Source organism: Haloarcula sp. JP-L23, assembly GCF_011602445.1.
In the GTDB taxonomy this organism is placed as follows: domain Archaea; phylum Halobacteriota; class Halobacteria; order Halobacteriales; family Haloarculaceae; genus Haloarcula; species Haloarcula pellucida.
The window spans coordinates 2,333,474-2,359,479 of sequence record NZ_CP050014.1; the positions used below are offsets into that span (position 1 = coordinate 2,333,474).

Consider the following 26,006-nt stretch of genomic DNA (forward strand, 5'->3'; position numbering starts at 1 on the left):
GACGGCGCGGGCGCTTATGCCGCCGGAGAACGAACGGTCCAGACCGGCGGCGAACCGCTGGACGGCGACGGCTCGTTCTACCCGCCGACGGTCTTGACCGACGTTCCAGCGGGGTGTCCCGTGGACACCGAGAAGGTGTTTGGCCCCGTCGCCGCGGTGTACGAAATCGACGACGAGGACGCGGCGATTCGGAAAGCCAACGACACGGCGTTCGGCCTCGGTGCCAGCATCTGGACCGAGGACAGAGTACGTGGCGAGCGACTGGCGCGCCGCGTCGGCGCTGGCTGTGTCTACGTCAACCAACTCGTCAAGTCGGACCCGCGGGCTCCCTTCGGCGGCATCAAACAATCCGGCTACGGCCGCGAACTCTCGGGTCCCGGTATCCGGGAGTTCGTCGACAGGAAGACCGTCTGGGTCGAATAGTGGGACCGCGGCGCTCAGCGACCGAGCGCGAGGATGCCGCCGTCGTCCGTCGCCGTCTCGGTACTGGTCGCCGTCGGAGTGGCGGTCGTCGTCTCCGTCTCGGTGGCCGTCGCAGTGTCGGTGCTGTCGCTCCCACCGAGGACGCCGTCGTCCGTCGCCGTCTCGGTAGCCGTCGTCGTTTCGGTGCCGTCACCGCCCAGTATCCCGTCGTCAGTTTCCGTTGGGGTAGGCGTCGGCGTCTCGGTCGCAGACTCGGACTCGTTCGCCGAGTCGGACGCCGTCGTCGCGTTCTCGCCGGTCGGGTACTGTGCCTTGTTGCCGAAGATGTCCGTCTCGATGGTCGTCTCGTAGTCGATGGCGTCTAGGTCGATGCGGAACTGCTCGCCGCCCCCTTCGAGGACGACGTAGAAGTCGATGGAGAGGTCCGTCACCTGATTGCGTTCGAGGTGGGTGACCCACCACCGGTCGAGGTTCCCGTTCTGGATGGCAGTGTCCGCTTCGATAGTCTCCGTCTGGCCCGGCCCGATGGTGTAGCCGCGCTCTGTCTCACCCTCCCCGACGGTAACGTCGTTCATCGATATCTCGTAGCCGATTTTCGAGACCGTGTAGGGGTAGGGTTTCGGATTGTAGACGGTAAAGGCGAGGTCCATCGGCGTCTCGGACTCCGTGAGGTTCGCCCGGTCCCACGACCCGCGAGTCTCGTTGATGTACAGCACCGGGTCCGAAACGAATGGCTGGTTCGCGTTCACTGGCCGCGTCTCGGTGGAGTTGAACTGGCCGATGATGTCCGTCTCGATGGTCTTGTCCTGCGTCACCGAGAGAGAGCGACCGCCGAGCATCGACGAGGAGACGTCGGCGTCGATGGTCACTTCGGTGGTCTCGCCGTTCTCGATGTGGGTGTGCCACCACGGCGGAATCTGTCCGTTCTGCATCTGGGTGGCGAACGCGAGCGTCGAGTTCCCCTTCGCCAGCGCCAGCCCGCTCTTGTCACCGCTGGCGATCGGGACGCCGTTCATCGCGACAGTGTAGTCGACAGCCGTCCCGCCGAGTTGCACCCCGACGGGGTTGGGGTTGTTCACCGTGAGGTTCGTGTGGACCGCCGTCGTCTCGTTCGAGACGCCCGCAAAGTGGTTGTCTACGGATTCGACGGTCGGTGCGCCGACGGCGCCGAGGGCGAACGCGGCACCGCCAGCGATGCCGAGGGCGAGCACGACGACGACGAGCAGTTTCAGGTGTCCGAGTCTAAACATTACACGGCGCTCTCTCGTCTGTCGCTATATGTCCTGTGGCTGGTGACTGGCCCGAATGAACTAAGTGGGCAACACGGAAACCCACTCGCATGGCGACGGAATCGCAGACTGATATGGGTATCGGGCTCGGCGTCCTGTTCGGGGTGGTCGCCGTCGGCGCCGCAGTGTTGACGGCCGTCAACAGCTACAACTACGCCATCAGGCACGCACAGGAACTCGATACGAGCGGACTGTTGTTGAACAGCGGCGTCGGCTTCGGCGTGGCCATGCTCGCAGCGAGCCTGGCGCTCGTAGCGATACACGTCTACGACGCCTGAAGATCGCGGGTGGGTGCCGAAAGGAACGATTAAAACCGTTCAGAACGTACCTCTTCTATGGTCGATTTCAGCGAGGAGGACAGACGCATTCTGGAGTACCTCCGGGAGAGCGTCTCGCGGGGTGAGAGTTACTTCCGCGCCAAGAACATCGCCTCACAGCTCGGCCTGTCCTCGAAACAGGTCGGCGCTCGGTTACCCCGTCTGGCAGAGGAGGCAGACGAGGTAGACATCGAGAAATGGGGCCGCGCCCGCTCGACGACGTGGCGCGTGACGACGAGCTAGTCGGTGGATTCATTCCGGCGGAAACCTGAGCTACGTGCATGACTGTCCGGGTCGAGCGGTCGATGACTGTGTCGGCACCTCCCGAGCGAGTCTGGGCGTTCATCGCCGACCCGGACCAGCGGGCACGCCCGATTAGCGTCGTCAAGGACTGGGAGGTCACGAACGACGAGGAAGCGACATGGCACATTTCGTTGCCGATTCCGATCATCGATCGGACGATCCGCATCGAGACGCGGGACGTAGAGCGGCGTGAGCCCGAGTACGTCCGTTTCGTCGGTCGGTCGAAAGTGATGCAGGTACAGGGCGAACACGAACTCGAACAGACCGAGAGCGGCGGGACGAAACTGACCAACCGGTTCGTCGTCGACGGCAAACTTCCCGGCGTCGAACGGTTCTTCAAGCGGAATCTCGACGGTGAGATGGAGAACCTCGAACAGGCACTGCGTGACTATCTCGAAGTCGAAGCATGAGGCTCACACTCGCCCAGATTGCGGTCGAACCCGCGGCCGTGAGCACGAACGTCGGACGGGCCATCGACGCCATCGACCGCGCGGCCGCGAACGGAGCCGACCTCGTGGTCCTGCCGGAGTTGTTCAACGTCGGGTACTTCGCGTTCGATAGCTACGCACGGCACGCGGAAGGGGTCGAGGGTGAGACGCTGACCGCCGTGCGCGAGGCGGCCGCCGAACACGGCGTGGCGGTTCTCGCCGGGAGCGTCGTCGAGGACCTCGCCGCGAGCGCCACCGCCGGAATCGACGTGCCCGTCGAGGACGGTCTCGCCAACACCGCGGTGTTCTTCGACAGGGACGGGACGCGTCGCGCCATCTACCGGAAACACCACCTCTTCGGCTACGGGTCCGCCGAGACGGACCTCCTCGAACCGGGCCAACACCTCCCGACCGTCGACTTCGCCGGGTTCACCGTCGGCGTGACGACGTGTTACGACCTCCGGTTCCCGGAACTGTACCGTAGACTCGTCGACGACGGCGTGACGCTGACGCTCGTCCCGAGCGCGTGGCCCTACCCCCGCGTCGAGCACTGGAAGCTGTTTCCGAAGGCCCGCGCCGTCGAGAATCAGCTGTACGTCGCGGCGGCCAACGGCGTCGGGTCGTTCGAGGACGCGGAACTGCTGGGCCGGTCCACGGTGTACGACCCGTGGGGGACGGCACTGGCCAGTTCCGCCGACGACCCGGCGCTCGTGAGTGCGACCGTCGACCCGGAGCGAGTCACGGCCATCCGCGAGGAGTTCCCGGCGCTCGACGACCGACGGACAGAGTTCCGATAGGTTCAGTCGCTCTTTCACACAAAGCGCGCTTTGAGCGTCCGGCGACACTATACGCTGGCGACGACGATACGTAGTCGTCATGTCGAGGAACTCACTCGTCGTCGCGCTGGCCCTGACCCTCCTGCTCGCCGGGTGTGCGGGCATGGGCGGGAACCCGGCCGGCGGCGACGGTGCCGAACTGTCTGCCGACGGCGGTGACGGGTCCGCGCCTGCCGCAGAGGGTGCAAACCAACAGAGCGCCGATACGAGCGGCGGGGGGAGCGCACAGGTCGACGCGGCAGTCCAGCAGCGGGCGATAATCAAGACCGGCCGGATGGTCGTCGAGGTGGAGAACTTCTCGCAGAGTCGTACAGCCATCGCGTCACAGGCCCGACAGTACGGCGGGTACGTGAGCGGGTCGAACCAGCGACTTCACCGCTCGGGCAACGAGACGTGGATCTCCGGCTACGTCGTCGTCAGAGTGCCCAACGAGCAGTATCGGGCGATGCAAGACGACATCGCCGCGGAAGGGACGGTCCTGAGCGAGGAGACCCAGACGGACGACGTGACCGACCAGTTGGTCGACTTGGAGGCGCGACTGGAGAACCTGCGACAGCGCCGGGACCGCCTCCGGACGTTCTACGACGAGGCCAACGACACGGAGGAACTGCTCCGCATCGAAGAACAACTCTCCGAGGTGCAGGGCCAGATAGAACAACTCGAAGCCAAACAGCGCTCGCTCGAACAGCGCGTGGCGTACTCCACCATCCGGGTGGAACTGCAGGAACCGGAACCGGGCATCAGCCAGATTCGGACCCAGTACCACGAGCAGTCGCTGGCGGCCGTCTTCCTCCAGTCAGTGAACGACGTCTACGTCTTCGGGCGGGCGACCCTGGTGACGCTAGCCGCGGCGGCACCGTGGCTGGGCGTGCTGGCCGTTCCGGCGTTCGGCCTGCGTCGAGTCCTCCGTGGGCGTCGACTCCCGTTCGTCGGCGGGAGCGAGAACAGTAGCGAACACGAGAGCAGCGGCGACGGCGATAGCGGGAGTGACGAGAAGGACGTACGCACAGCGGCCACTGCGTCGGACGACGAGACGGAGTCGGCGGCCGACGACGAGCGATAAGGGCCGGACACCGGGCCTTTTTTATCGGTGGCTCCGCTACGTATGTTCGCCGGCAAGGCGCTTTTCACGTCGATGCCGGTACAACAGTCCGTCTCGCTGCTCGGCCACATGGCGTCGCTCGTCCGCCAAAGGCTGTCCGGACAGCCTTTCACGTCACTCCTCGCCGGCGGCGCCCAATCCACCGTTCCGCTCTCTGGGTGTTCGATACAGTAGCGACGAGTCCAACAGACGTCCCGTCTTTCAACGCTCCGCTTTGTGCGCTAGCGCTCGCTGGAAGTGCTCGGCAGTGATGGTCACGTCGTCGGCACGTTCGCTGGCTTCCGCTGGCCCCATCTCTTCGGCGGCCTCGCGGATGGCGAGCATCGACGCTTCGCGGACCACCGCTTCCAGTTCCGCCCCGGAGAACCCCTCCGTCTCGGCCGCGAGGGCAGACAGGGAGATGCCGTCGGCGAGCGGTTTGCCGTCCGTGTGCACGGCGAGAATCGCCTCGCGGGCGTCGTGATCGGGATTCGGCACTTCGACGTGCTGTTCGAGTCGGCCCGGCCGGAGGAGGGCGTCGTCTATCATGTCCCGCCGGTTCGTCGCCGCGAGGACGACGAGGTTCGGGTTCTCGGTGATGCCGTCCAGTTCTGCGAGCAACTGGGAGACGACCCGTTCGGTCACCTCGTTGCCCTGTCCGCGGTGGCTGGCGATGGCGTCGATTTCGTCTAAGAAGATGATGCTCGGTGCGGTCTGACGGGCGCGCTCGAACAGTTCTCGCACCGCTTCCTCGCTCTCGCCGACGTAGCGGTCCATTATCTCCGGCCCGGCGACGTGGATGAAGTTCACGTCGCTTTCGCCCGCGACGGCGCGCGCGAGCAGGGTCTTCCCGGTTCCCGGCGGGCCATAGAGCAGGATGCCGCTCGGCGGGTCCGTCTTCGTCACGGAGAACAGGTCGCCGTACTCGAGGGGCCACTCGATGGCCTCGGTGAGCGTCTGTTTGACCTCGCCGAGTCCGCCCACGTCGTCGAACGACACCGCCGGCGACTCGGCGACGTACTCCCGCATCGCGCTGGGTTCGACCGTCGCCAACGCCGCGTCGAAGTCGCTCTGTGTCACCTTGGCGTCCTCGCTGCGCTCGGTGTCACCGCCCTCCCGGTCCGAGCGCTCACGCGGTTCGCGCTCGCGTTTGGCCCGCAGCGCCGACATCGCGGCCTCCGTCGTCAACGACGCGAGGTCGGCCCCGACGAAGCCATGGGTCTGGGCGGCGATGCGGTCTAGATCAACGCCGTCGGCGATAGGCATATCCCGCGTGTGGACGTCGAGAATCTCCCGCCGGCCGCCCTCGTCGGGGACGCCGATTTCGATCTCGCGGTCGAAGCGGCCGCCGCGGCGCAGGGCGGGGTCGACGGCGTCGACGCGGTTGGTCGCGCCGATGACGACTACCCGGCCCCGGTCTTCGAGGCCGTCCATCAACGTCAGGAGTTGGGCGACGACGCGGTTCTCCATGTCGGCGTCGTCGTCCCGGGAGCCAGCGATGGAGTCGATTTCGTCGACGAACAGAATCGCGGGAGAGTTCTCCTCGGCGCGGTCGAACGCCTCGCGTAGTCGCTCCTCGCTCTCGCCCTTGTACTTCGAGACGATTTCCGGGCCGGAGATAGTATCGAAGTACGCGTCCACCTCGTTGGCGACGGCGCGGGCGATGAGCGTCTTCCCGGTGCCCGGCGGGCCGTGCAGGAGGACGCCGCTGGGCGGGTCGATACCCAGCCGTCGGAACTCGTCGGGTTCCGAGAGGGGCATCTCTATCATCTCCCGGATGCGGTCGAGTTCCTCGTCTAAGCCACCGATGTCCTCGTAGCTCACGCCGGTCTCCGTCGCCGCCGGTCCGGCGTTCTGTGGCTCCGTAGCGCCAGTCTGGGGGTCGCTCGTGTCACCGCCGGAGTCCTCGGTGCGCGGGAGAAGAGAGACGTCGGTCCGGTCGGTGACGCGGACCGGCCCGCCCGGGTCGGTCGAGAGGACGCGGAACGTCCCGAGGCCGTCGATGTGGGTCCGCTCGTCGGCCTGCACCATCTGGTCGACCAGTCGCGTCCGCACCATGTGTTCGTACTCGTCGGTGCCCGGCAGCGGCTCCATGGGCTGGATGCTGATGGTGTTCGCTTCGGTGACGGATCCGACGCGGACTGTCACCGTGTCGCCGATGTTGACCCCGGCGTTGGCCCGCGTATCGGAGTCGATGCGGACCGTCGATCCGTCGTCGTCGCCGGGCCACACCTTGACGACGGTCATCCGCTCGCCCTCGATGATGACCGGCGACCCGCTCAGCACGCCGAGTTCGCTCCGCACGGACTCGGGGAGGCGCGCGATGCCGCGGCCGGCGTCGCGTTTGTGCGCTCCCTCGACAGTGAGTTCGATACCGCCGTCGCTGGACCCGCTCATGCCGTCGGCTAGCCGTCCGGTCCTCTTGAGGGTTCCCGTTGTGTCGCGGGAAAACAATTTACGCTCGGCCGTCGGACAGACTCACATGGTTGTCACTACCGAGCGCGACGAGATGACATGGTACAAATGCGAGACGTGCGGGCTAATGTTCGACGACCAAGACGACGCGCGACAACACGAAGCCAACTGCGACGACGAGGACCCGTCGTACATCCAATAGCGACCGAGTCGGTTTTGCAGCGGGCAGGCCCTGACGGGCTGTTTCGGTTCGAGTAGCGGTGTCCGGAGACGTTGCGTTCGTTCGCGTTACGCACCCTCCGGAACGATTTCGTAACTCCGCTCGCCCATCTCGTCCTCTTCGAAGACGAACACGCGGCCGTCGGCCACCGAGAAGTCGACGTCGACCTCGACGCGCATCTGGTGGTCTCGCACCGTCACGCCGGGGAACAGTTCGTCTTCTTCGCCGTCCGTCAAGATGACTCGACCGACGCCGCTCTCCTCAATGATGTCGTCGTGGGTCCGCAGGTCGTTGACGTAGACGAGGATGCCCGACGTCTCCGTCGAGTCGGTGATGAGGACGTGCGTGTCTTTGCCCGGGGCCGTCCGGACGCGCTCCTCGGCTTTCGCGGGAACGCCGTGGTAGAAGGCGGTCCGTCCGTCGAGGTACTCGACAGCGATGCCGTCTTCGCTCAGTTCGACAGAGAGGGTGTCCGGCGGCACGTCGGAACGGTTGCTCATACGCTCCCTTGCCCTCGCCGGTGGAAAAACGGCTCGTTGTCGTGGCCGGTTCCGCAGATGGTAAATAGCCCCGGACAGGAGAACTGAGCGATGGAAGGCACGGCAGCAGCACCGGCCGCTGGGACGGTGCTCAACGCGCTGGCGACCGGCCGCGGGTCGGCGTTCGCCATCGACGAGTACACGACGGCGACCGTCGAAGTGTCGACGGACGACGAGAGCGTGACCGGCGAGGTAGCCGGTGCCCCGGACGCCGATACGCGCCTCGTGGAGCGCTGCGTCGAGTACGTCCTCGACGCCCACGGCGGCGCAGTCGGGACCCCGCCGGCCGTCGGCGGCCACGTCCGCACGGAGAGCGAGGTGCCGATGGCCTCCGGGCTCAAGAGTTCGAGCGCGGCGGCCAACGCCACCGTGATGGCGACGCTCGACGCCCTCGGCGCCACCGAGCGGATGACACGGGAAGACATGGCGCGACTCGGCGTGATGGCCGCCCGGGACGCGGGCGTGACTATCACCGGCGCGTTCGACGACGCCTCGGCGTCGATGCTCGGCGGCGTCACCGTCACCGACAACGACGCCGACGACCTGTTGGCCCGCGACGAGGTGGACTGGGACGTGCTGGTCTGGACGCCGCCGGAACAGTCGTTCTCGGCGGACGCCGACGTGGAGCGCTGTCGCCAGATAGCGCCCATGGCCCGCCTCGTCGAGGACCTCGCGCTGGACGGGGCATACGAGCGAGCGATGACGGTCAACGGCCTCGCGTTCTGTGCGGCTCTGCAGTTCGACACCGAACCGCTCGTCGAGGGGCTGCGACACGTCGAGGGCGTCTCGCTGTCTGGGACTGCCCCCTCGTTCACCGCCGTCGGCGACCGCGACGCGCTCGAACAGGTACGCGAGTACTGGGCGGAACGACCCGGCACGACGCTGTTGACCACCACACAGACGGAGGGAACCCACACAGTATGAGTTCGAACTCGAATACGAGCCCGGAGGATATGTCGCTAGATGAACTGCGCGACGAGATTCGCACTATCGACCGCGAGATAGTCGAGAAGATAGCCCAGCGGACCTACGTGGCCGACACCATCGCGGAGGTCAAAGCCGAGAAGGGCCTGCCGACCACCGACGAGGAGCAAGAACAGGCCGTGATGGACCGCGCCGGCCAGAACGCCGAGCAGTTCGACGTCGACGCCAACCTCGTGAAGGCGATGTTCCGGCTCCTCATCGAGTTGAACAAGGTCGAGCAGCGAGAGAGTCGGTAGCCGAATTCTGGTGTTTCAAGGCTTCTGTCTCCGTCCTGACGGTCGAATCCGCTTCCGGTAGTTGTTCGTCCTGCTGGCAGTAGGGCAGAGTCAGCACATCGAGCCTTGCCGATCCTGAGAACGCGTCGGGTGATTCGACTTTCGAGTCGTCTGTGAAGAGGTGCGCACGGAGGACGCGGTCGACTTCGGCTCGGAACAGGTCCGTATCGAGTTCCTGCACCGTTGTACGCCGTACCATCGACCCCCTGACCAGCGTCCAGAGCACCTCTGCTGGACGTGGGTTGTGAAGGACGTACGACACACCCAGTTCGGTCAACGTTTCGCGTACCGTCTGCGAGTATCCACAGCCCTCTGCCTGGTAGAGTTCGGGTACGAGTGTGAGGAGGGGTTATACTTCCGCGGGGAGACGGTCACCAACGGCCTCAACGAGTAGTTCCAGGTCGAGATCGGCACCGTGGACGCCCTTGTCCCAGACCGTCTCGCCATCGGCTCGTACGATGAACACCCCGCCGTGGCCCGGAGTAAGCGTCACACCATCCAACTCCTGGCCGAATTCGTTGAGGAGGCGGGTCTGGGCTTCGACTGCTGGTTCGAGTAGACCACACGGCACACAGTATTCGATTTCGACTGACGTCATACCACACTCTTGGGGTGATATCGGTGTAAAGCTAAGACAAGAGATTCCTGACCAGGTTAGCCTGCCCTAATCCTCTCTCTATCAATCCGTGGTCGTCGGTGACGCACCAGCCGCGGAGGATGTGTCGCGGTCCATCGCACACCCGAGTACACCACCGTAGACGAGGTGCAGAACGAGCGTGGCACCCGCAATCTTCGGTGTGATTGCCGTCCCGAACACCCCCCACCCGAGAAACGGGAGGAACGTGACTTGCATTACTGCCCAGAGGCCGATGCTGAGAGCGAGGCCCTGCTGAATCGTCACGGGGCGAGCGACTCGTGCGAGGACAGCGCCAAACAGCCCACCGTAGCCGAGGTGCAGGCCCACCGCGAGCGCCATCAGCAGCGGTTTCGGGATGCCACTTCCGAAGAACTGCGTAACGACCGCTTTCGGAATCGGTTGGGGCACCGGCGACACCTCCGATACCAGTGCCAGCAGCATGAGGATGGACATCGCGATCGTTGCGGCGACACCGTAGACGAATCCCTTTCTCAGTCTGTGTTGTGTCACATCCGAAGCGACCACGAGCGACCCAATAAGGCTACGACAAGGCGGGACTGACGGACTCAGCGAACCAGACCGGGTGAGGGCGACCTAACCCAGGTACTTCCTGGGCGACCACGTGAACGAATCCGAATCGGTCCCTAACACCGTTATCGCGAGAGCGCCGACTAGAACGGTCAAATTCTTCCAGTCCGGTCCAACGTACAGCATTGCAACGAGCATCACAGAGATGAGCGAAAGTGCTGCGAGTCGCTCGCCGACCCCGACGAGTAGCAGCACGACCGCCCCCACTTCGATGACTCCAGCAACGACGACCATGAAAGTCGGAGCCGGCATCCCGATTGCGTCGAAGAAGGCAACGGAATCCCCGTAGGTGAGGAATTTGCTCAGCGCTGGCTTCGCGACGAGGGCGGCGATTACGAGACGAAGACCTACCATGACCCAATCCGGAATCGACTGACGAATCGACCGAACACGATCCGCAGATGCGTTTTCCATAGTAATCGGTGGCCGAGGAATCGAATAAGCGTAAGCGAAGGCTGTGCTGAGGTAGTACTGTTCACTAACCAACTCAGTGTATAGCATCAACTGTGGATAGGCAACTTAGCAGCCCGATAATAACATCTCCGCACCCAATACTGGCAGACACAAATGAGCAACGCAACCGAGGAAGAATGCGTCGCGTCATGGTGTGCTGACGATGACTGGTGTTCAGTAACGTGTGCAGCCCACATCATCGGGAAGAAATGGCATCCGGTCATCGTGCACCGATTGCTCGAGCACGGCCCGCTCGGGTTCAACGCACTCAAAGCCGAGATCGACGCCGTCTCCAGTACCGTCCTCTCGAATAGTCTGGAAGATTTAGAAGAGAACGGGCTTGTGAATCGCGCAATCGTGAGCGAGAAGCCGTTTCGCGTCGAGTACTCCTTGACCGAGCAAGGGACGTCACTAGAGCCCGTAATCGAGGCGATGGACGAATGGGGAGGCGAATATCTTCGAGGGAGGTCGTCCTGTGACTGACCCGACACTCCGTGACAGAAGCAAATACGAGCCGGTTGAGTCGGCCAGTTTCGTCGTGAGCACTTCGTTACGGATGCACCTCGTTTCATCGCTGTCGTCGCTCGGGTGCAGATGACAGGGATGACTCTTCCGCCGTGACCTCGATCTCGTTCGTCAATTTATATCCGACCTCGACTGTGGGCCTGTATAGCGAGGTTACGGGGGTTTGAGTTCTCGAAAGCGAGTCCGTTTCACACCAATCCGTGCTGGATTGCAGCTACCTGAACGAGGTCGAACAGCGCGAGAACCGGTAGCCGACGACGCTGACGGTCCAGCGCTGGCCGGGACTCAGGTTATCCACGTAGCCCGGACCCAGACCCACAGTCCGAGCGCGTAGACGAGATGGTACACGGCCAGTGGCACGGCCGCCGACCGGCCGACCCCTCGCCCGGCGAGGACAGTGACACCCGCGAGTGTGGCGAGCAGTAGGGTCACGCTCCACCCGAGCGTGAGGCCCAGCACGTCGACGGCGCTCGGCGGGACACCGAGGACCCCGAAGACGTACAACTCCAGTGCGACGAGCGCCCCACCCGCGACGGCCCCGTAGACCACCTCGGCCGAGAGCACGACCCACCGTGGGACCCCAATCGCGTCTGCCAGCCCCTGATTTGACGCTGCCGCCGTGGCCGTCGTGGCGACCAGCCCCACGACCAGACCGCCGAGCAGCCCGTTGAGAACTGTCGTCATCGCGGTTCGAGGGTGACCGTCAGTTCGTCGACGTAGTGCGTCGCGTCGCCCTCCCAGATGACGGCTGTCCCGACGGCCAGATACAGCGTCTCCGACGACAGTTCTGGCGTCGTCCACTCGAAGGTGTACTCGCGCCAGCCGTCGGCGAGCCAGAGGGGTTCTCGCAGGCCGCCGTAGGGCGTCTGACCGAGTGCGCTGGTGTTGACGCCCGGATGTGGGAAGTCCGCCTCGACCTCGGGTGGCTCGGGGCCGAGTCGCATCACGGCGTCTCGGAGCGTGTTGAACGACTCCGACTCGCTCCAGATTTGTGCCGTCACCGTGGCGGTGTAGGCCTGCCCGGCGGTCGCTGGAACCGGATGGACGACCCACGTCACGCCGTCGTCGTAGTCGCCCTCGTTCCAGATACGCAGGGACCGCTCGCCGGCGACCGCCTCGTCGCTGCCGGTGTCGACCTCCCACTCGAACGCCGCGAGGTCCACCTCCGGCCCGATGGCGGCCCCGGCCTCCCAGTCACCGAGGCCGTCCTCGAAGCCCTCCCTGAATGCCGGACCGTTATCGCCGCCGAGACAGCCAGCACCGGCGACCACGCCGGCAGTCGCGCCCGCTCGGAGGAAGTCACGTCGTAACACATCTCGTCGTGACAGCGAAGCTGTATAAAATCGAGGGGCACACGCATCGGGGTGTAGTCCGGCAGCGACCGATTCAGCGGACCAGTACGTCCCGCTTATCCGGGTATTCGGTCTCTATCCTTCTCGAAGACACGCGTCCAGCGATTCTGAAGGGGGATTCGGACCGCGTTCAGTACTCCCAGAGGCGATGCACTCGGTCCGCGACGTCGGGGTACTCCGCCCGCAGGGTCTCGACGCTCGTCTCGCCGTCGACGTTGACCACGTGGAGCTCCCCACGGCTGCCGCCGTAGACGTCCTGAAAGTCGTAGACCGCGCCGACCACATCGACGTCCTCGCCCACGTCGTCGCTCTCGACGAGGAACTCCACCTGCCGGTCGACGTTGTACTCGACGAGGCGGTTGATAGCCCCCGCCCTGTCCACGTCGTCCGGCAGCGACTCGACGCCGCCTTCGAGGTGTGGCTTCAGGAGACCGATGCAGTGTTCGATGCCCGGTGGTTCCGAGATGCCGTCGGTCAGGTCGTCGTACGTCGCCGTGACGGCGCCACACCCGGTGTGGCCGACGACGACGGCCGTCTCGGTGCCGGTGTGTGCGAGCGGATAGAGGACGTCGCCCGAGACGACTTCGCCCGCGTCGGTCCGTTGGACGACGCGGTTGCCGATGTTACCACACGTAAAGAGGTGGCCCGGATCCTCGTTGCCGAACATGGCGTCCTGCAGCACCCGGGAGTCAGAACAGCAGACCGTGACTGCCTCGGGGTGCTGTGCGTCCTGTACGTCGTCGAAGCGGTCGTCGAACCTCGCGGCGTGGTCCGCGTTCCCCTCGAGCAAGTCGAGAAGCGTGTCGTTCATACAAAACATCGCAACGCCCGTCTGTATAGTAGTTCCCTCTCGTGCAACCGTCTGTCCGGTGGTGACAGTATGAGCGAGCACCCGGTCGAGTATTAACAACCACTAAGCGCCACATCGTCGAACCCCAGACGATGCCGTTACACGGCGATGCCCTCGGGTTGTTCCTCGGTGCGGTCGCACTCGGTGCCGTCCACGGTATCGAACCGGGGCACGGGTGGCCAGTCGCCGCCTCCTACGCCCTCGACCAGTCGAACAAGTGGCTCTACGGCCTCGCGGCGAGCGTCCTCATCGGCGTCGGCCACCTCGTCAGCAGTATCGCGATGGTGGCCGTGTTCTTCTACGCGAAGTCGTACTTCCGACTGACGCAGGTCAACGAACCCGTGGTGGTGGCACCGGGCGTCGAGATAGGCGGCCCGGTGAGCATCGTCGCCGGCGTCCTCCTGTTACTCATGGGGGTCCGTGAGTACCGACACGGCCGCTCACGCGGCCACGGAGGGGACGGCCACGACCACGAGGGTCACACGCACGACCGTGACGGTGCCCTCTCGAAATTCGACGACGGGCACGCGCACGTCGACGAGGACCACAGTCACGCAGGCGGGCACGCCCACGGCGGCGGTGGTCTGCTCGGGAGGGTGACCGCCAGACTCCCGTTCCGCGGCGGTCACAGCCACGACCGCGACGACTTCGAGGACGCGACCGACCGCGGCCTACTCGGTATCGCGTGGTTCGCCTTCCTACTGGGGTTCGCCCACGAGGAGGAGTTCGAGATAATCGCACTCTGCTACGGGTCGGCACACTGTCTCGAACTGATGACGGCGTACGCGGTGACCGTCGTCGTCGGCATCGTCGGCCTGACCGTGCTCTTGCTCGCCGGCTATCAGCACTTCGAGGAGACGGTCGAGCAGTACACGGGGTACCTCCCGGTGTTCTCGGCCGTCGTCCTCTGTGCCATGGGACTCGGGTTCGTGACAGGGCTGTTCTGACTACGTCGTCGCGAACCGGTAGGTGTCATAGCCGGCGTAGGAGACGAGAAAGACGCTCGCGAGGATGCCGGCCAATCCGACGACCAGCCCCAGCCGCCAGTAGGTCCAGATGCCGGCCCCCAGCAGCGTCCCGGCGACGAGAAACAGGACGGTGAGTCGGACGACGCGGAGGATGTCGGCGTTCACGGCTATTCGTTCACTGGACGCGGACAAATAGCTTGCCGGGAAGCGGGATCGACTCAACGGCCGGGGAGCAGTCCCTCGACCCGATCGAGGACCGGCGACAACTCCGTCGCGAGGGCCTGCCGCTTCAGCAGGACGAACCCGGTGAAGATGACCACGAAACCGGCCACGTCCAGTAATTCGAGCGTCTCGTCCAGCACCAGCCACCCCGAGACGGCCGCGAATATCGGTGCGGCGTAGGAGACGAGGTTTATCTCGATAGCGCCGAGGCGAGCCAGCAGGTCGAAGTAGACGACGTAGCCGATGGCGCTCGCGAACACCGCCAGATAGACGAGGGCGGCGACGCCGTCGACGGAGAACTGCGCGTCCGCGAACGACTCGGACGGCAGGCCGAGGCTGATGGCGTGGAGCAGGGCGGCCCCGAGAACATTCGACCACGCCACCATCCCCTCGGGGGAGATGTCGCCGTCGAGGCGCTGGACGAGGACGCTCCCGAGGGCGACCGAAGCCGCCGCGAGCAGTACCAGCCCCGGCCAGATCGCCTCGCTTCCCAGCAGGTTCGACGACTTCGGACGGGCGACCATCGCGACGCCGACGAACCCGAGTAACAGGCCGATAGTGCCGACGGCGGTCAGTCGCTGGTCCGGGAGGAACAGCCGGGAGAACACCGTCGAGAGGATGGGGCTCATCCCGACGAGGATGGCCGCGACGCCGCTGGTGACGCCCGTCTCGCCGACGAAGAGGAAGGCGTTGTACAGCGCGATGATGAGGACCCCCTCGACCACCAGCGTCAGCCAGTCCGAGCGCGTCCGCGGAAGCCAGTAGTCGCAGGTGACCGCGGCGTACCCGAGCATCAGTACGGCGGCGAGATCGTATCGAAGGGCGGCAAACAGCACTGGCGGGAACGCTTCCAGTCCGGCCTTGATAGCCATGAACGACGTGCCCCACACCGCGGCAAGCAAGAGAAACAGGAGTGCCGACCGTCGCTCGCTCATATCGAGGTGTACGACGGCGAGGGTATAACGCTGGTCATCACTCACCTCAGTCGAGTGCGTGCCACACCGTCGCCGAGAGGTACAGCGAGGAGAGGGCGCCCACCGAGACGACCAGCCAGTACGTCGCGAGGCGGTAGACGACGACGCCAGCGGCGGCCAGTTCCGGCGGCGCACCAGTCAGGACGGAAAGCACCGCGGTGAGTCCGATTTCGGTTCCGCCCAGCCCACCCGGCGTCGGGAGAAGCGTCGCGAGACCGCTGGCCGGCGACAGGAACAGGGCGAGACCGATCGGGAGCGCGACGCCGACGGCGCTACAACCGAGTAAGAGCGCAGACGAGAACGCCAGCCACCCCGCGACGGCGAGCGCCGACGCGAGGACGAGTCGTCGCGTGTCACCCGTCGCGGTACCGAAGGACACGAGAAAGGAATCGACGCCGTTGGTGACGCGGCGGGGCGCCAACGAGCGGTGCACGCGCATCGAGATGCGGCCGACGGTTGCCCTGACGAGTGCAGCCGTCCGTTCGACGAGCGTCGCGACCACGTGACGCCTGTACGCGAGAACGGCCCCACCGACGACGAGGGCGAAGGCGACGAGCGCCAACATCGCGAGGACGACGGGGCCATCGAGGCCGGGGAGCGGACTGACGAGCAGCGCCACCAGTCCAAGCGTCGCGACGCCGAGCGACCCCGCGAACACGAGCAGTTCACTCGCTGTGACGGCCGCGAACACCTCTTGGAACCGCCGATCGAGGTCTTCGGCGAGGACGTACGCCAGAATCGCCGACCCACCGACGTTGCCCAGCGGGAGCACCTGCTTCCCGAACGTCCCCGTGAGATAACCCAACTGGACGCGTCGTCGCGGGAGCGACCCGTCGATGCCGTCTATGACGGCCACGGTGGTCAGGCTCCAGCAGAACTGTGCGAGCAGTGCCATCAGGCCCGCGAGCGCGACGAATCGGACGTCGGCACCGGCCAGGGCCGCGACCGTAGCGGAGACGTCGAGCGACAGGAACAGCAGGCCAAACAACGCGAGTGCGACACCAGCGCCCAGCGCCAAGCGTTCGTACCCCGCTCGTTCGGCTCTGGCAGTCGCCATCGCGTTGTGTTGGGCCGCCGATCCGTATCAATCTACGGGCGCTCTTCGCTCTCGTAGGTCTCTGCCAGCGCGTCCAGCGCCTCGTGGTGTTCGGTCGTGTGGGGTGCGGTAAGCGGCGAGACGCTCACCTTGCCGTCGACGACGGCACGGCGGTCGGTCCCCTCGGGATCGGGGATGTCGCCGTCGGCCATGTGCTCCCAGATGCGGTCGTGGAGCGTGACGGCGTCGTCCTCGCGGACGGCGTCCATCTCGTACAGTCGCGAGGGGCGCGTGACTTCGAGCGGGGCCGGCCCCCACTCGGCGACGGGCGCGTTCACGTTGAGGTAGTCACACTGCTCGAAGACGCCGGCACCGAGTGCGTGATCCGCGAGATACGAGGTGGCCCTGACCGCCTCGCCGTAGCTCTCGCCGTTGGCCTCGATGTCCGAGAACGCGGCGTCTTCGCGGACCGGAATGTACATCGAGACGGCGATAGCGGGCACGTCGAAGAACGTCGCCTCGACGGCGGCGCTCACCGTACCCGAGCGACCAAGCACGTACGCGCCGAGATTCGCACCGCGGTTACAGCCGGCGACGACGAGGTCCGTCTCGGGGATGAGCGCCTCCAGTCCAGCGACCACGCAGTCGGCCGGCGTCCCGTCGACGACGTAGCCCATCTCGTGGTCCCGCACGTCGACCTCGTGGGAGATAGCGCGTCCGACGGCGCTCTGGTCCTCTGCGGGCGCCACCGCGGTCACGTCGCCGACCTCGGAGAGTCCGTCGTACACCGCTCGCAACCCGACGCTCTCGATGCCGTCGTCGTTCGTCAGCAGGATGGTCGGCTCGTCCATACGCCGTCTGGGGCCGTCGGCGAGAAAAACCCACTGCCCGGGCGTCCCGCCTGCCGATTGCTCGTGATTCGCGTACGCCTCGTTATCGCGCCCGGTCGACGGTCGTCTCGCCGTCGACGACGACGTTGTACGCCGCCTCGTCGTCGTTCCAGAGGACCAGCGCGTTCTGTAGCGAGAGCAGGTCGCCGTAGTCGGCGTCCCGCAGGTCGTCGTTCAACAGCGAGGGTTCGGTGACGACGGCGAAGTGATCGACCTGCTGGCTCCCGTCACCCAGCAGATACAGCGGGTTCGAGTCTCCCTCGGAGAGGTCGTGACTGAGTTTGATTGCAAGCAGGTTCACCCGGTCGGTGACGTAGTTCTCGGCGTCGGCCATCGGCGCGTGCGTGCCACGGTCCGGCGTCATCTCGATGGCCCGTTTGCCGTCTTTCCGGAGGACGCTGTAGGCGTACTGGACGTCGACGTTGACGAACTCGCGGGTGCCGCCTGCGGCGTCGTCCAGCCGTTTCTGCATCGACGGGATTTCGAGGTCGGGCTTGCGGTCGAACGACCACGACTCGCTCTCGGGCGTCTGGTGGGGCCACAGGCGGACCGTGGGCGCGTACACGTTCGCCGGACCGTCGTCGGTGACGGCGCGCTCTATCTCGCGCAGGCCAGTCGCGGTGTTCCGGTCGGCGGGTTCCAGCGCCACCACCGTCCCGTCGTCGGCAAGCGCGTCGAGATAGCGTTCCACGACGGCCACCGGGTCGTCGAGTTCGTTGAGGACGTTGCCGAACAGCACGAGGTCGAACGGGCCGCCGTCCGCGACGGCGGCGTCGAGGTCGAACGCCTCCGCGGTCTCCCGATGTATCGAGACGTCGACGTTCGGCCCGGGGTCGTCGAGCATCGTCTCGAGTACGTCGGCGGCGGCGCTCGGTTCGAGAGCGTGGTAGTCCACGAGCGCCTCGTCCGGCAGGAGGTCGAGCAGTCCCAGTGCCGGCCCCCCGACGCCGGCGCCGACGTCGAGAACGCGGAGTCTGGTGGGGAGCAAGCCCTCTGCCAACAGGTCCGAGAGGACGTACTGCGTGACCGCGTAGTAGTCGGGCAGGTGGTAGACGGCGTAGCCGTGGGCCGTCAGGTCGTCGTAGGCCACGTCGTCGCGCCGGAGGTAGCGCTCTTTCACGTCGCGGATGCGCTCGCGCAACTGCTCGCCGCTGTCGCCACGCTCCCAGTCCGGGCCGTACGCGTCGGTGAGCAGGCTCTCGACCCGCCGGCCGTACGCCTCGGGGAAGCGCTCGACGCCGTGGAACGGACCCGTCGGGGAGAGCGGTCCCTCCGGCGCCGGGACGAACGTGCCGTCGTCCTGTTCGACGAGCGCGAGGTCGACGGCCTCCTCGCGGAGCACCTGTCGGACGACGGCCGGGTGTGGCTGGCCGTCCACGTACTCGAATATCTCTTCGGGGTCTATCGGCCGGACGTTTCGGAGATACTGGGCGTTCTCGCGTATCTGCTGGCGCGTCTCGGGGTTCATGAGAGCTCCTCGTACAGCGCGGTGAACGTCTCCGCGTCCGCGTCCGCGATTTCTCGGGCGGCCTCGGCGACGCTGTCGGCCCCCTCGAAGGTCGCCTGTATGTCGGCGTAGACGTGGGCGTCGCCGCCGGTGACCTGTCCGACGAGGTCGGCGAGTCCGCCCGAGACCGGCGTGTGGAAGCGTTCGGGCACGTCGTCGGCAGCCATGGCGTAGGCGAGGACCGCCGCGTGGGCGCCGGCCTGCACCGTCTCCATCGCTTCGTCGTGCTCGACCGCCGTCGTCTCGAAGGTGTCGTTGCCGGCCGCCGCGATGGCACCGAGGACCACGTCGACGGCATCGCCGCCGGCGGCCGTGACGACGGCGACGTTACCGGGGGCGTTCTCCGGTGCGAACAGGGGGTGGACGCTCGCCCGACCGATGTCGGGGGCCGCTGTTTCCATCGCCGCGAGCGGTCCGGCCATACTCCCGGTCACGTCGACCACGGCGTCGGTCGCCAGCGGCGCGTACTCGCCGACGGCCTCCTCGGCGACGGGCATCGGCACGGCGACGCAGACCACGTCGAATCGGTCCTCCGTGTCACTGGGGACGGCGCGGCCGCCGACGGCGTCGGCGGCCCGGCGTGCCGCGTCCGTATCGAGGTCCGTGAACGCAAGTGTCGCGTCGGCGTGGTCCCGGAGGGTCCGGCCGAACCAACGGCCCATAGACCCGGCGCCGACGACGAGACAGTTCATGCGACGAGCGTAGCCCGGCGCCTCTCAAAAGCCGTTCGGTCACTGCCGGCACGCTCGTATGTGACGACTGACGAAGGTGGCGTAGACGGCCGTCGAATCGCTACCCGGCAGGCGACTCATCCCTCCTAAACGCTTATCCGTCGGCCCCGAGTCGTCCGAGGCATGAAGCGCGTTCGATTCCGCGACACCGCGGGGAACGTCCGTGGCGGCCGATGGACCGTCGAGGACGGGGAACCGGTCGTCACGGCGGCCGCCGGTCCATACGGGCGAATCGCCTTCGGCGACGAGACGTACGCTCCCGACGAGGTGGATATCCTTCCACCGTGTGAACCGACCAAAATCGTCTGCATCGGCCGCAACTACGCCGACCACGCCGACGAGATGGGCAACGACCTGCCGGACCGGCCGATGCTGTTCCTGAAGGCGCCAAACGCCGTCGCCTCCCACGGGAGCCACCTCACCCTGCCGTCGGGGAAAGAACGCATCGACTTCGAGGCGGAACTCGGCGTCGTCATCGGCGAACAGTGCAAGAACGTCAGCGAGTCCGGTGCGATGGACGTCGTCGCGGGGTACACCTGCCTCAACGACATCTCGAACCGCGACGATCAAGAGATAGAACAGAACTGGGTCCGCGGGAAGGCGTTCGACAACGCCTGTCCCATCGGCCCCCTCGTGGCGACGCCGGAACACGTCCCCGACGACGCCACCATCGAAAGTCGCGTCAACGGCGAGGTCAAACAGTCCTCGTCACGGGACCACCTCATCTTCTCCGTCGAGGAACTCATCGCCGAGATCACCGAGTACATGACGCTGGAACCCGGCGACGTCATCGCCACCGGCACCCCCGAGGGCGTCGGTCCGCTCGAAGACGGCGACGAGGTGGAGATAGAGATAGAGGGTATCGGGACGCTGAAACACTCCGTGAAGATTCCCTGACCCGCGGTTTCCTGCTCCTGTCGGCCGTACGTCGATGGCAACGCCTAAGTTTAGGGTCACCTAATCGACGCCGAGATGGACCGGACGCCGGCATCACGGGCGGACGTTTGCGTCGTCGGCGCGGGGCCGGCGGGCGCGCTCGTCGCGAGCAGACTCGCCAGCGACGGCCACGACGTGGTCGTTCTAGAGGCCGGTCCACGGTTCGACTTCGCGGAGCGAGAGCGTCGGATGGAGGCGGCAATCCGGCCCGCCCACGACGGGTCCGTCTGGGACATGGGCGGCGAGCGAGACGCGTTCTCCGCCAGCGGTGACCGATACTACCCGCTCAACGCCGCTCGCGTGAAGGGCGTCGGCGGGTCGACGCTCCACTGGCAGGGGATGGTGATGCGACTCCACCCCAGTGACTTCGACGGCGGCCACGACAACGACGACCCGGCGTGGCCCATCGACTACGACGACCTGCGGCCGTACTACGCCGACGCCGAACGGGCGATGGGCGTGGCCGGCGACGCCGACAACCCGTTCGCACCGCCGCGGGACGGCCCGTACCCGCTGCCCGGGTTCCCGCCCTCGTACAGCGATTCGCTGTTCGCCGAGGCCTGCGAGTCGCTTGGCATCTCGATGCACGGCGTCCCCAACGCTCGCAACTCGGAGTCCTACGACGGGCGCGGCCCCTGTGTCGGCTACGGTACCTGTCAGCCAGTCTGTCCCTCCGGTGCGAAATACGACGCGAGCGTCCACGTCGAGGCCGCCGAGGCCGAGGGCGCGACGGTCCTCGACCGGGTGCCGGTCCAGCGCCTCGAAACCGACGGCGGCGGCCGGGTGACGAGGGCCGTCTACGCGACGCCAGAGGGCACCGAACACGCACAGGAAGCCCGCGAGTTCGTCCTCGCGGCGGGCGGCGTCGAGATTCCGCGCCTCCTCTTGCTCTCCCAGTCCGAACACCACCCCGACGGCCTCGCGAACGCCTCTGGCCTCGTCGGGCGGTACTTCATGGATCACCTCTTCGCCGGCGCGGGCGGCACGCTGGACGACCGGACCCGGCAGAACCACGTCGGCTTTCTCACCAGCGAGTGCCACCAGTTCTACGACGACCCGGGGCAGACCGTCGAACGGGTTGCCGACGGCGAGACGGTCGTTCCGGCCACCGACGAGCCACTGTCGCCCATCAAACTGGAGTTCCTCAACTACGCCGGCCCGTCGCCGGTGGAACTCGCCCTGTCGGCCGACGAGTGGGGCGATGCCCTGCTGGACGGTCTCAGAGACGCCTACGGCAACAGCATCGCGATGGGTGGACTGGTCGGCCAGCCACCGCGAAAGGAGAACCGGGTGACCCTCGACACCTCGACCACCGACGACCACGGCAACCCCGTGCCCGACGTCCAGTGGTCGTGGGGACCACGCGCCGAGCGCTCCATGCGGCGGGCCAACGACATCCAGCACGCGATTCTCGGCGAGTTGGGCGTCGACGTCTCGTGGACCGCCGGCCCCGACGGCGAGGGGTCCGGCCCGGCCTACCATCACATGGGAACGACACGAATGGGGATAGATCCGGAAGCGAGCGTCGTGAACCCGCAGTTACGGACCCACGACGTCGAGAATCTCTCGGTGGCGTCCTCGTCGGTGTTCGTCACCGCCGGGTCGATGAACCCGACGCTGACCATCGCGGCGCTCGCGCTGAAGTGTGCCGACCACGTCGGCGAACGGCTCTAGTAGTAGAGGCCGAGGATGGCGCCGGCGTTGACCAGCAGGAGGACGGCGACCAGCGACGCGCCCAGCAGGAACGGCCGGGCGTTACGGGCGGGTTCGCGGACCTTCTTCTGGGCGAACCCGTCGGCGAGTTTCGAGGCCCCGACTTCGACGAGGCCGGCCAGCGCGAACCAGAGGACGACCATCGTGACGACGAGGTGGCCGCGGCCGGTCCCGGTCAGCGACTCGGTGGTGTACCGCGTCGCCGCGAGGTGCCCGCCCGTGACGAACAGGAGCAGTGCGCTCGCCCGCGAGACGGTTCGGAGTTTCCCGGTTATCGCCGAGAGCGGACCGGGACGGGTGTCGCCGTCCATCGCCGTCGGGAGGACGGCGTAGGTGGTGAACAGGACGCTGCCGGACCAGAGGCCCGCGAAGAGAAGGTGTGTCGCGAAAATCGCGGCATCGACTGTGCTCATGCCCGTGGGTTGGACGCGGGCCTCTTGAACGCCCCGAAACAGGCAGGCGACGGTGCGTCAGGAGCCGTCGAACGCGTCCTCGAACGCCTGCACTTCGCTCGACATGTCCAGTTCCGAGACGTCCGGGGCGTCCGCGCTCGTCGGGTCGCCCGTCTCGGCGTCGCGGTCTAACTGGTCGATGAGGTGGACGAACGACCCGGGGTCTGGAACGAGGAAGATACGGAGCGAGAAGGCCACGTCGCTGTCCGCGATGTCGACCAGCGAGTCGAGGACGATGGTCAGCGAGTCACGGCGGACGTGTGAGAGCGCGTCGTCGGCGACGGTCATCGCTTGGGCTTGCTCGAGGGTTGGCGTCCCCATATCGATAGTCGTCTCCAGCGTGTTCGCGATGCCGTCGATGAACCCGGAGGTGAGGATGTTACACATCTCCTGTAAGGCCGACTCGTGGAGTTGCGTGAACTCGGACTCGACGTCCATCCCGGTCATCAACTGGGCGATCTCGGCGGCCGTCTCCGTCGAGAACGTCATCATGAAGACGCCGTAGGGTGGTTCGGCGAGTCTGACGCGAGCGCTGTATATCTCGCCAGTACCCATCTCGGTGGGGATGTCGCCCGGTTGCACGAACGAGAGGCTCTTTATTTCCACGGACGCGTCGACCCCGGCCAGCGTCGAGAGCGAGTCCGCGACGCTCTCCGACCCCTCCTTGATGAGCCGGTTGATGACCGTCAGTTTGCGGATGTCGATGAGAAGTGGCATCGCCTACCGGCACGTCATAGCACACCGTATTATTACTTTTCGGTGGTAGTGAACCGAATCCCAGCGGCGGTGTGCGCCCGACTGACCGCCTTCCCGGCCTCTGTAGGTGGGCACGCTTAAGCCGCCCCACCCGCTTGGCACATCCATGCAACCACGGGACCTCTCCGCTCACACTGTCTATAGGGCGGGTCGCGGTATCGAGGAAGTCGCCCGGGAACTCGGTCTCGACCCGGACGAGATGGTAAAGCTCGCGTCGAACGAGAACATGTTCGGCCCGAGTCCGCTGGCCGTCGAGGCCATCCGGGACTCGGCCGCGCGCATGCACTCCTATCCGAAGTCCTCCCACGCCGACCTCGTCGAGGAACTGGCGTCGATGTGGGACGCCGACCCCGAACAGGTGTGGTTGGGCAACGGCGGCGACGGGGCCCTCGACTGTCTCGCTCGCGCGATGCTGGAACCCGGCGACGAGGTGCTCGTGCCGAAACCCGGCTTCGCCTACTACGCGATGAGCGCCCGCTACCACCACGGCGAGGTCAACGAGTACACGCTCTCGAAGGCCGACGACTTCGCACAGACCGCAGAAACGGTGCTGAAAGACTACGACGGCGAGCGTATCGTCTATCTCACCAGCCCACACAACCCGACCGGCGCGGAGTTCACCACCGAAGCCGTGCGGACCATCGCCGAGGAGACGGACGAGGAGACGCTGGTCCTCGTAGACGAGGCCTACGGCGAGTTCGCCGACTCACCGAGCAAGCGGCCCCTGCTCGCCGAGCGCGACGACGTGGCGCTCCTGCGGACGTTCTCGAAAGCCTACGGCCTCGCGGGAGTCCGTCTGGGCTACGCCCTCGTCCCCGAGGAGTGGGCCGACGCCTACGCCCGCATCAACACCCCGTTCTCGGCGAGCGAACTGGCCTGTCGGGCCGGCCTCGCGGCGCTCTCCGACGACGACCACGTCGAACGCTCCGTCGAGACAGCCGCGTGGGCGCGCGAGTACATCCACGACGAACTCGCGGCCGATACGTGGGACAGCGCGGGCAACTTCGTGCTCGCCGAAGTCGGTGACGCCGCCGCCGTCGCCGAGGCCGCACAGGAACAGGGCGTCATCGTCCGCGACTGTTCTTCGTTTGGACTCCCCGAGTGCATCCGCATCACCTGTGGCACAGAGGAAGACACCGAGCACGCCGTCTCGGTCCTGAACGACATCATCGAGGTGGTCGAGGCGTGAGAGTCGCAGTCACCGGGACGCCCGGGACGGGCAAGACCACCGCGACAGCGCGACTGGACACCGACCTCGACGTCGTCCACCTCAACGACGTAATCAAATCCGAGGGGTTCTCGACCGGCGTCGACGAGGAACGCGGGAGTCTGGTCGCCGACATGGACGCCGTCGCGGAGTGGCTGGACGGCCGTGACGACGTCCTCTTCGAGTCACACCTGGCCCACAACTTCGAGGCCGACCGCGTGGCCGTCCTGCGGGCCCATCCCGACACCGTCGTCGACCGCCTGCGCGGGCGCGGCGACTCGGACTCGAAGGCGTACGAAAATGCGGAGTCAGAAGCGCTCGACGTCGTCCTCTCCGAGGCCGTCCACCATCACGGCACCGACAGCGTCTACGAGATAGACACGACCGACCGGGACCCGGACGCGGTGGCCGACGCCATCTCGGCCGTCGTCGCCGGCGAGGTCGAACCGAGCGCTGGCACCGTCTCCTACGTCGACTGGCTATGACGCTGGACAGGTTCCGCTCGGTCGCAGACCGAGCGCTCGGGCCGTTCGTCGGGGCCGCAAAGACCGTCGGTCTCTCGCCCAACGGCGTCAGCGTCCTCGCGTTCCTGCTCGCCGGGGCGGCCGGCGGCGTCTACGCCGTCGCCTCGCAGGACCCCCTGCTGTACCTCGCCGGGGCCGTCCTCGTGTTCCTGAACGGGTGGCTGGACCTCGTCGACGGGGCGCTGGCCCGCGAGATGAACGTCGCCTCCGACGCGGGCGACCTGCTCGATCACGTGCTGGACCGCTATGCGGACATCGTCATCATCGTCGGCCTCGCGGCCGGCCTCGGTCGGTGGGCGCTGGGCATCGCCGCCGTCACGGGTGTCCTGATGACCTCGTACCTCGGCACGCAGGCGCAAGCAGTCGGCCTCGACCGCGTCTACGGCGGCCTACTGGGCCGCGCGGACCGCCTCGCCCTCGTGGGAATCGTCACCGGTATCGCCGCGTTCGCGAACCCAACGGCGCTGAACGTCACGCTCGTCGGGTGGCTGCTCGTCGTCTTCGCCGTCGTCGGACACTTCACCGCGCTCCAGCGGTTTTACTACTCGATGCAGGCGCTGGAGTAGGGGCAACGC

General features: G+C 66.3%; 32 protein-coding genes and 2 pseudogenes. 16 read left to right on the forward strand and 18 right to left on the reverse strand.

Going from position 1 to position 26,006, the window contains the following annotated elements; genetic code table 11:
* Positions 1-33: 33 nt before the first annotated feature.
* Positions 34-423: pseudogene (locus G9465_RS11940) on the forward strand (aldehyde dehydrogenase family protein); the annotation flags it as partial.
* A gap of 14 nt (positions 424-437) precedes the next feature.
* On the opposite strand, the gene G9465_RS11945 reads toward G9465_RS11940, so the two are convergent.
* Positions 438-1,673, reverse strand: a complete 1,236-nt coding sequence (locus G9465_RS11945; RefSeq protein ID WP_166970243.1) for an LEA type 2 family protein — start codon at positions 1,671-1,673, stop codon at positions 438-440.
* Positions 1,674-1,762: 89 nt separating this feature from the next.
* On the opposite strand from G9465_RS11945, the gene G9465_RS11950 reads away from it, so the two are divergent.
* From G9465_RS11950 to G9465_RS11970, 5 genes are all read left to right on the forward strand, one after another.
* Complete coding sequence (locus tag G9465_RS11950) at positions 1,763-1,990, forward strand: hypothetical protein (protein WP_227015542.1); 228 nt, start codon at positions 1,763-1,765, stop codon at positions 1,988-1,990.
* A 57-nt stretch (positions 1,991-2,047) separates the two neighbouring features.
* Entirely contained in the window at positions 2,048-2,272 is a 225-nt protein-coding gene (locus tag G9465_RS11955; protein WP_166970245.1) for a hypothetical protein, read from the forward strand.
* Positions 2,273-2,310: 38 nt separating this feature from the next.
* A complete protein-coding gene (locus tag G9465_RS11960) occupies positions 2,311-2,742 on the forward strand; it encodes an SRPBCC family protein (protein ID WP_166970247.1) in 432 nt (143 codons plus the stop codon).
* A complete protein-coding gene (locus G9465_RS11965) occupies positions 2,739-3,557 on the forward strand; it encodes a nitrilase-related carbon-nitrogen hydrolase (RefSeq protein WP_166970249.1) in 819 nt (272 codons plus the stop codon). Before G9465_RS11960 ends, G9465_RS11965 begins: the two co-directional genes overlap by 4 nt.
* A gap of 79 nt (positions 3,558-3,636) precedes the next feature.
* A complete protein-coding gene (locus G9465_RS11970; RefSeq protein WP_166970251.1) occupies positions 3,637-4,659 on the forward strand; it encodes a DUF4349 domain-containing protein in 1,023 nt (340 codons plus the stop codon).
* Positions 4,660-4,899: 240 nt separating this feature from the next.
* Here G9465_RS11970 and G9465_RS11975 read toward each other — a convergent pair whose 3' ends face one another.
* On the reverse strand, positions 4,900-7,074 hold the full coding sequence (locus tag G9465_RS11975; RefSeq protein ID WP_166970254.1) for a CDC48 family AAA ATPase: 2,175 nt from the start codon (positions 7,072-7,074) through the stop codon (positions 4,900-4,902).
* Between the two features lie 85 nt (positions 7,075-7,159).
* On the opposite strand from G9465_RS11975, the gene G9465_RS26090 reads away from it, so the two are divergent.
* Positions 7,160-7,294, forward strand: a complete 135-nt coding sequence (locus G9465_RS26090) for a hypothetical protein (RefSeq protein ID WP_255491942.1) — start codon at positions 7,160-7,162, stop codon at positions 7,292-7,294.
* An 86-nt stretch (positions 7,295-7,380) separates the two neighbouring features.
* Here G9465_RS26090 and G9465_RS11980 read toward each other — a convergent pair whose 3' ends face one another.
* A complete protein-coding gene (locus tag G9465_RS11980) occupies positions 7,381-7,812 on the reverse strand; it encodes a DUF5796 family protein (protein ID WP_166970256.1) in 432 nt (143 codons plus the stop codon).
* Positions 7,813-7,902: 90 nt separating this feature from the next.
* Here G9465_RS11980 and G9465_RS11985 point away from each other — a divergent pair, with 90 nt between their 5' ends.
* Both G9465_RS11985 and G9465_RS11990 read left to right on the forward strand, forming a co-directional pair.
* Positions 7,903-8,775, forward strand: a complete 873-nt coding sequence (locus G9465_RS11985) for a shikimate kinase (RefSeq protein ID WP_166970258.1) — start codon at positions 7,903-7,905, stop codon at positions 8,773-8,775.
* Positions 8,772-9,071, forward strand: a complete 300-nt coding sequence (locus G9465_RS11990; RefSeq protein ID WP_166970260.1) for a chorismate mutase — start codon at positions 8,772-8,774, stop codon at positions 9,069-9,071. Before G9465_RS11985 ends, G9465_RS11990 begins: the two co-directional genes overlap by 4 nt.
* 274 nt (positions 9,072-9,345) lie before the next feature.
* Here G9465_RS11990 and G9465_RS26275 read toward each other — a convergent pair.
* The 4 genes and pseudogenes from G9465_RS26275 to G9465_RS12010 form a co-directional block, all read right to left on the reverse strand.
* Positions 9,346-9,438, reverse strand: a pseudogene (locus tag G9465_RS26275) (glutaredoxin domain-containing protein); the annotation flags it as partial.
* Positions 9,439-9,459: 21 nt separating this feature from the next.
* Complete coding sequence (locus G9465_RS12000) at positions 9,460-9,708, reverse strand: SelT/SelW/SelH family protein (protein ID WP_166970262.1); 249 nt, start codon at positions 9,706-9,708, stop codon at positions 9,460-9,462.
* 81 nt (positions 9,709-9,789) lie between these two features.
* Positions 9,790-10,257 (reverse strand): DUF6789 family protein, encoded by a 468-nt coding sequence (locus G9465_RS12005; RefSeq protein WP_227015543.1) that lies wholly within the window; start codon positions 10,255-10,257, stop codon positions 9,790-9,792.
* A gap of 84 nt (positions 10,258-10,341) precedes the next feature.
* Positions 10,342-10,749: a DoxX family protein gene (locus G9465_RS12010; protein WP_166970264.1), complete on the reverse strand. Its 408-nt coding sequence runs from the start codon at positions 10,747-10,749 to the stop codon at positions 10,342-10,344.
* Between the two features lie 153 nt (positions 10,750-10,902).
* Here G9465_RS12010 and G9465_RS12015 point away from each other — a divergent pair, with 153 nt between their 5' ends.
* Positions 10,903-11,271 (forward strand): helix-turn-helix domain-containing protein, encoded by a 369-nt coding sequence (locus G9465_RS12015; RefSeq protein ID WP_166970266.1) that lies wholly within the window; start codon positions 10,903-10,905, stop codon positions 11,269-11,271.
* A 327-nt stretch (positions 11,272-11,598) separates the two neighbouring features.
* Here G9465_RS12015 and G9465_RS12020 read toward each other — a convergent pair whose 3' ends face one another.
* The 3 genes from G9465_RS12020 to G9465_RS12030 form a co-directional block, all read right to left on the reverse strand.
* Complete coding sequence (locus G9465_RS12020) at positions 11,599-11,997, reverse strand: hypothetical protein (protein WP_166970268.1); 399 nt, start codon at positions 11,995-11,997, stop codon at positions 11,599-11,601.
* Entirely contained in the window at positions 11,994-12,626 is a 633-nt protein-coding gene (locus tag G9465_RS12025; RefSeq protein ID WP_166970270.1) for a hypothetical protein, read from the reverse strand. Before G9465_RS12025 ends, G9465_RS12020 begins: the two co-directional genes overlap by 4 nt.
* Before the next feature lie 169 nt (positions 12,627-12,795).
* Entirely contained in the window at positions 12,796-13,476 is a 681-nt protein-coding gene (locus G9465_RS12030; protein ID WP_166970272.1) for a carbonic anhydrase, read from the reverse strand.
* Positions 13,477-13,607: 131 nt separating this feature from the next.
* Here G9465_RS12030 and G9465_RS12035 point away from each other — a divergent pair, with 131 nt between their 5' ends.
* A complete protein-coding gene (locus G9465_RS12035) occupies positions 13,608-14,462 on the forward strand; it encodes a hypothetical protein (protein ID WP_166970274.1) in 855 nt (284 codons plus the stop codon).
* Here the strand turns inward: G9465_RS12035 and G9465_RS12040 are convergent, their stop codons facing one another.
* From G9465_RS12040 to G9465_RS12065, 6 genes are all read right to left on the reverse strand, one after another.
* Positions 14,463-14,648, reverse strand: coding sequence for a hypothetical protein (locus G9465_RS12040; RefSeq protein ID WP_166970276.1), 186 nt, complete (start codon positions 14,646-14,648; stop codon positions 14,463-14,465).
* A gap of 53 nt (positions 14,649-14,701) precedes the next feature.
* Positions 14,702-15,640 carry a DMT family transporter gene (locus G9465_RS12045; RefSeq protein ID WP_166970278.1) on the reverse strand — a complete coding sequence of 313 codons (939 nt, stop codon included), beginning with the start codon at positions 15,638-15,640 and terminating at the stop codon, positions 14,702-14,704.
* A gap of 46 nt (positions 15,641-15,686) precedes the next feature.
* The gene (locus G9465_RS12050) at positions 15,687-16,736 is read right to left on the reverse strand and encodes a lysylphosphatidylglycerol synthase transmembrane domain-containing protein (protein ID WP_166970280.1); all 1,050 of its coding nucleotides are present in this window, start codon (positions 16,734-16,736) and stop codon (positions 15,687-15,689) included.
* A 32-nt stretch (positions 16,737-16,768) separates the two neighbouring features.
* Positions 16,769-17,566, reverse strand: coding sequence for a 5'/3'-nucleotidase SurE (gene surE, locus G9465_RS12055; protein WP_166970282.1), 798 nt, complete (start codon positions 17,564-17,566; stop codon positions 16,769-16,771).
* 82 nt (positions 17,567-17,648) lie between these two features.
* Positions 17,649-19,073, reverse strand: coding sequence for a small ribosomal subunit Rsm22 family protein (locus G9465_RS12060; protein ID WP_166970284.1), 1,425 nt, complete (start codon positions 19,071-19,073; stop codon positions 17,649-17,651).
* On the reverse strand, positions 19,070-19,804 hold the full coding sequence (locus G9465_RS12065) for a prephenate dehydrogenase/arogenate dehydrogenase family protein (protein WP_166970286.1): 735 nt from the start codon (positions 19,802-19,804) through the stop codon (positions 19,070-19,072). The genes G9465_RS12060 and G9465_RS12065 overlap by 4 nt, the downstream gene beginning before the upstream one ends.
* 162 nt (positions 19,805-19,966) lie before the next feature.
* On the opposite strand from G9465_RS12065, the gene G9465_RS12070 reads away from it, so the two are divergent.
* Complete coding sequence (locus tag G9465_RS12070; protein WP_166970288.1) at positions 19,967-20,740, forward strand: fumarylacetoacetate hydrolase family protein; 774 nt, start codon at positions 19,967-19,969, stop codon at positions 20,738-20,740.
* 75 nt (positions 20,741-20,815) lie between these two features.
* A complete protein-coding gene (locus G9465_RS12075) occupies positions 20,816-22,453 on the forward strand; it encodes a GMC family oxidoreductase (protein ID WP_166970290.1) in 1,638 nt (545 codons plus the stop codon).
* Here G9465_RS12075 and G9465_RS12080 read toward each other — a convergent pair.
* The gene (locus tag G9465_RS12080; protein ID WP_166970293.1) at positions 22,450-22,905 is read right to left on the reverse strand and encodes a transporter; all 456 of its coding nucleotides are present in this window, start codon (positions 22,903-22,905) and stop codon (positions 22,450-22,452) included. The two genes, G9465_RS12075 and G9465_RS12080, sit on opposite strands and share 4 nt — an antisense overlap.
* A gap of 57 nt (positions 22,906-22,962) precedes the next feature.
* Entirely contained in the window at positions 22,963-23,661 is a 699-nt protein-coding gene (locus G9465_RS12085; RefSeq protein WP_166970295.1) for a chemotaxis protein CheC, read from the reverse strand.
* A 145-nt stretch (positions 23,662-23,806) separates the two neighbouring features.
* Between G9465_RS12085 and hisC the strand changes: the two genes are divergently transcribed.
* From hisC to G9465_RS12100, 3 genes are read left to right on the forward strand one after another with little or no spacing between them, the layout of a single operon-like run.
* On the forward strand, positions 23,807-24,889 hold the full coding sequence (gene hisC / locus G9465_RS12090; protein WP_166970297.1) for a histidinol-phosphate transaminase: 1,083 nt from the start codon (positions 23,807-23,809) through the stop codon (positions 24,887-24,889).
* The gene (locus G9465_RS12095; protein WP_166970299.1) at positions 24,886-25,392 is read left to right on the forward strand and encodes an adenylate kinase family protein; all 507 of its coding nucleotides are present in this window, start codon (positions 24,886-24,888) and stop codon (positions 25,390-25,392) included. Before hisC ends, G9465_RS12095 begins: the two co-directional genes overlap by 4 nt.
* Positions 25,389-25,997: a CDP-alcohol phosphatidyltransferase family protein gene (locus G9465_RS12100; RefSeq protein ID WP_166970301.1), complete on the forward strand. Its 609-nt coding sequence runs from the start codon at positions 25,389-25,391 to the stop codon at positions 25,995-25,997. The genes G9465_RS12095 and G9465_RS12100 overlap by 4 nt, the downstream gene beginning before the upstream one ends.
* Positions 25,998-26,006: the final 9 nt, after the last annotated feature.

Coding starts and splice junctions, on each gene's coding strand:
- G9465_RS11945 (WP_166970243.1), bottom strand. CDS start 1,673: ATGTTTAGACTCGGACACCTGAAACTGCTCGTCGTCGTCGTGCTCGCC.
- G9465_RS11950 (WP_227015542.1), top strand. CDS start 1,763: ATGGCGACGGAATCGCAGACTGATATGGGTATCGGGCTCGGCGTCCTG.
- G9465_RS11955 (WP_166970245.1), top strand. CDS start 2,048: ATGGTCGATTTCAGCGAGGAGGACAGACGCATTCTGGAGTACCTCCGG.
- G9465_RS11960 (WP_166970247.1), top strand. CDS start 2,311: ATGACTGTCCGGGTCGAGCGGTCGATGACTGTGTCGGCACCTCCCGAG.
- G9465_RS11965 (WP_166970249.1), top strand. CDS start 2,739: ATGAGGCTCACACTCGCCCAGATTGCGGTCGAACCCGCGGCCGTGAGC.
- G9465_RS11970 (WP_166970251.1), top strand. CDS start 3,637: ATGTCGAGGAACTCACTCGTCGTCGCGCTGGCCCTGACCCTCCTGCTC.
- G9465_RS11975 (WP_166970254.1), bottom strand. CDS start 7,074: ATGAGCGGGTCCAGCGACGGCGGTATCGAACTCACTGTCGAGGGAGCG.
- G9465_RS26090 (WP_255491942.1), top strand. CDS start 7,160: ATGGTTGTCACTACCGAGCGCGACGAGATGACATGGTACAAATGCGAG.
- G9465_RS11980 (WP_166970256.1), bottom strand. CDS start 7,812: ATGAGCAACCGTTCCGACGTGCCGCCGGACACCCTCTCTGTCGAACTG.
- G9465_RS11985 (WP_166970258.1), top strand. CDS start 7,903: ATGGAAGGCACGGCAGCAGCACCGGCCGCTGGGACGGTGCTCAACGCG.
- G9465_RS11990 (WP_166970260.1), top strand. CDS start 8,772: ATGAGTTCGAACTCGAATACGAGCCCGGAGGATATGTCGCTAGATGAA.
- G9465_RS12000 (WP_166970262.1), bottom strand. CDS start 9,708: ATGACGTCAGTCGAAATCGAATACTGTGTGCCGTGTGGTCTACTCGAA.
- G9465_RS12010 (WP_166970264.1), bottom strand. CDS start 10,749: ATGGAAAACGCATCTGCGGATCGTGTTCGGTCGATTCGTCAGTCGATT.
- G9465_RS12015 (WP_166970266.1), top strand. CDS start 10,903: ATGAGCAACGCAACCGAGGAAGAATGCGTCGCGTCATGGTGTGCTGAC.
- G9465_RS12020 (WP_166970268.1), bottom strand. CDS start 11,997: ATGACGACAGTTCTCAACGGGCTGCTCGGCGGTCTGGTCGTGGGGCTG.
- G9465_RS12030 (WP_166970272.1), bottom strand. CDS start 13,476: ATGAACGACACGCTTCTCGACTTGCTCGAGGGGAACGCGGACCACGCC.
- G9465_RS12035 (WP_166970274.1), top strand. CDS start 13,608: ATGCCGTTACACGGCGATGCCCTCGGGTTGTTCCTCGGTGCGGTCGCA.
- G9465_RS12045 (WP_166970278.1), bottom strand. CDS start 15,640: ATGAGCGAGCGACGGTCGGCACTCCTGTTTCTCTTGCTTGCCGCGGTG.
- G9465_RS12050 (WP_166970280.1), bottom strand. CDS start 16,736: ATGGCGACTGCCAGAGCCGAACGAGCGGGGTACGAACGCTTGGCGCTG.
- surE (WP_166970282.1), bottom strand. CDS start 17,566: ATGGACGAGCCGACCATCCTGCTGACGAACGACGACGGCATCGAGAGC.
- G9465_RS12060 (WP_166970284.1), bottom strand. CDS start 19,073: ATGAACCCCGAGACGCGCCAGCAGATACGCGAGAACGCCCAGTATCTC.
- G9465_RS12065 (WP_166970286.1), bottom strand. CDS start 19,804: ATGAACTGTCTCGTCGTCGGCGCCGGGTCTATGGGCCGTTGGTTCGGC.
- G9465_RS12070 (WP_166970288.1), top strand. CDS start 19,967: ATGAAGCGCGTTCGATTCCGCGACACCGCGGGGAACGTCCGTGGCGGC.
- G9465_RS12075 (WP_166970290.1), top strand. CDS start 20,816: ATGGACCGGACGCCGGCATCACGGGCGGACGTTTGCGTCGTCGGCGCG.
- G9465_RS12080 (WP_166970293.1), bottom strand. CDS start 22,905: ATGAGCACAGTCGATGCCGCGATTTTCGCGACACACCTTCTCTTCGCG.
- G9465_RS12085 (WP_166970295.1), bottom strand. CDS start 23,661: ATGCCACTTCTCATCGACATCCGCAAACTGACGGTCATCAACCGGCTC.
- hisC (WP_166970297.1), top strand. CDS start 23,807: ATGCAACCACGGGACCTCTCCGCTCACACTGTCTATAGGGCGGGTCGC.
- G9465_RS12100 (WP_166970301.1), top strand. CDS start 25,389: ATGACGCTGGACAGGTTCCGCTCGGTCGCAGACCGAGCGCTCGGGCCG.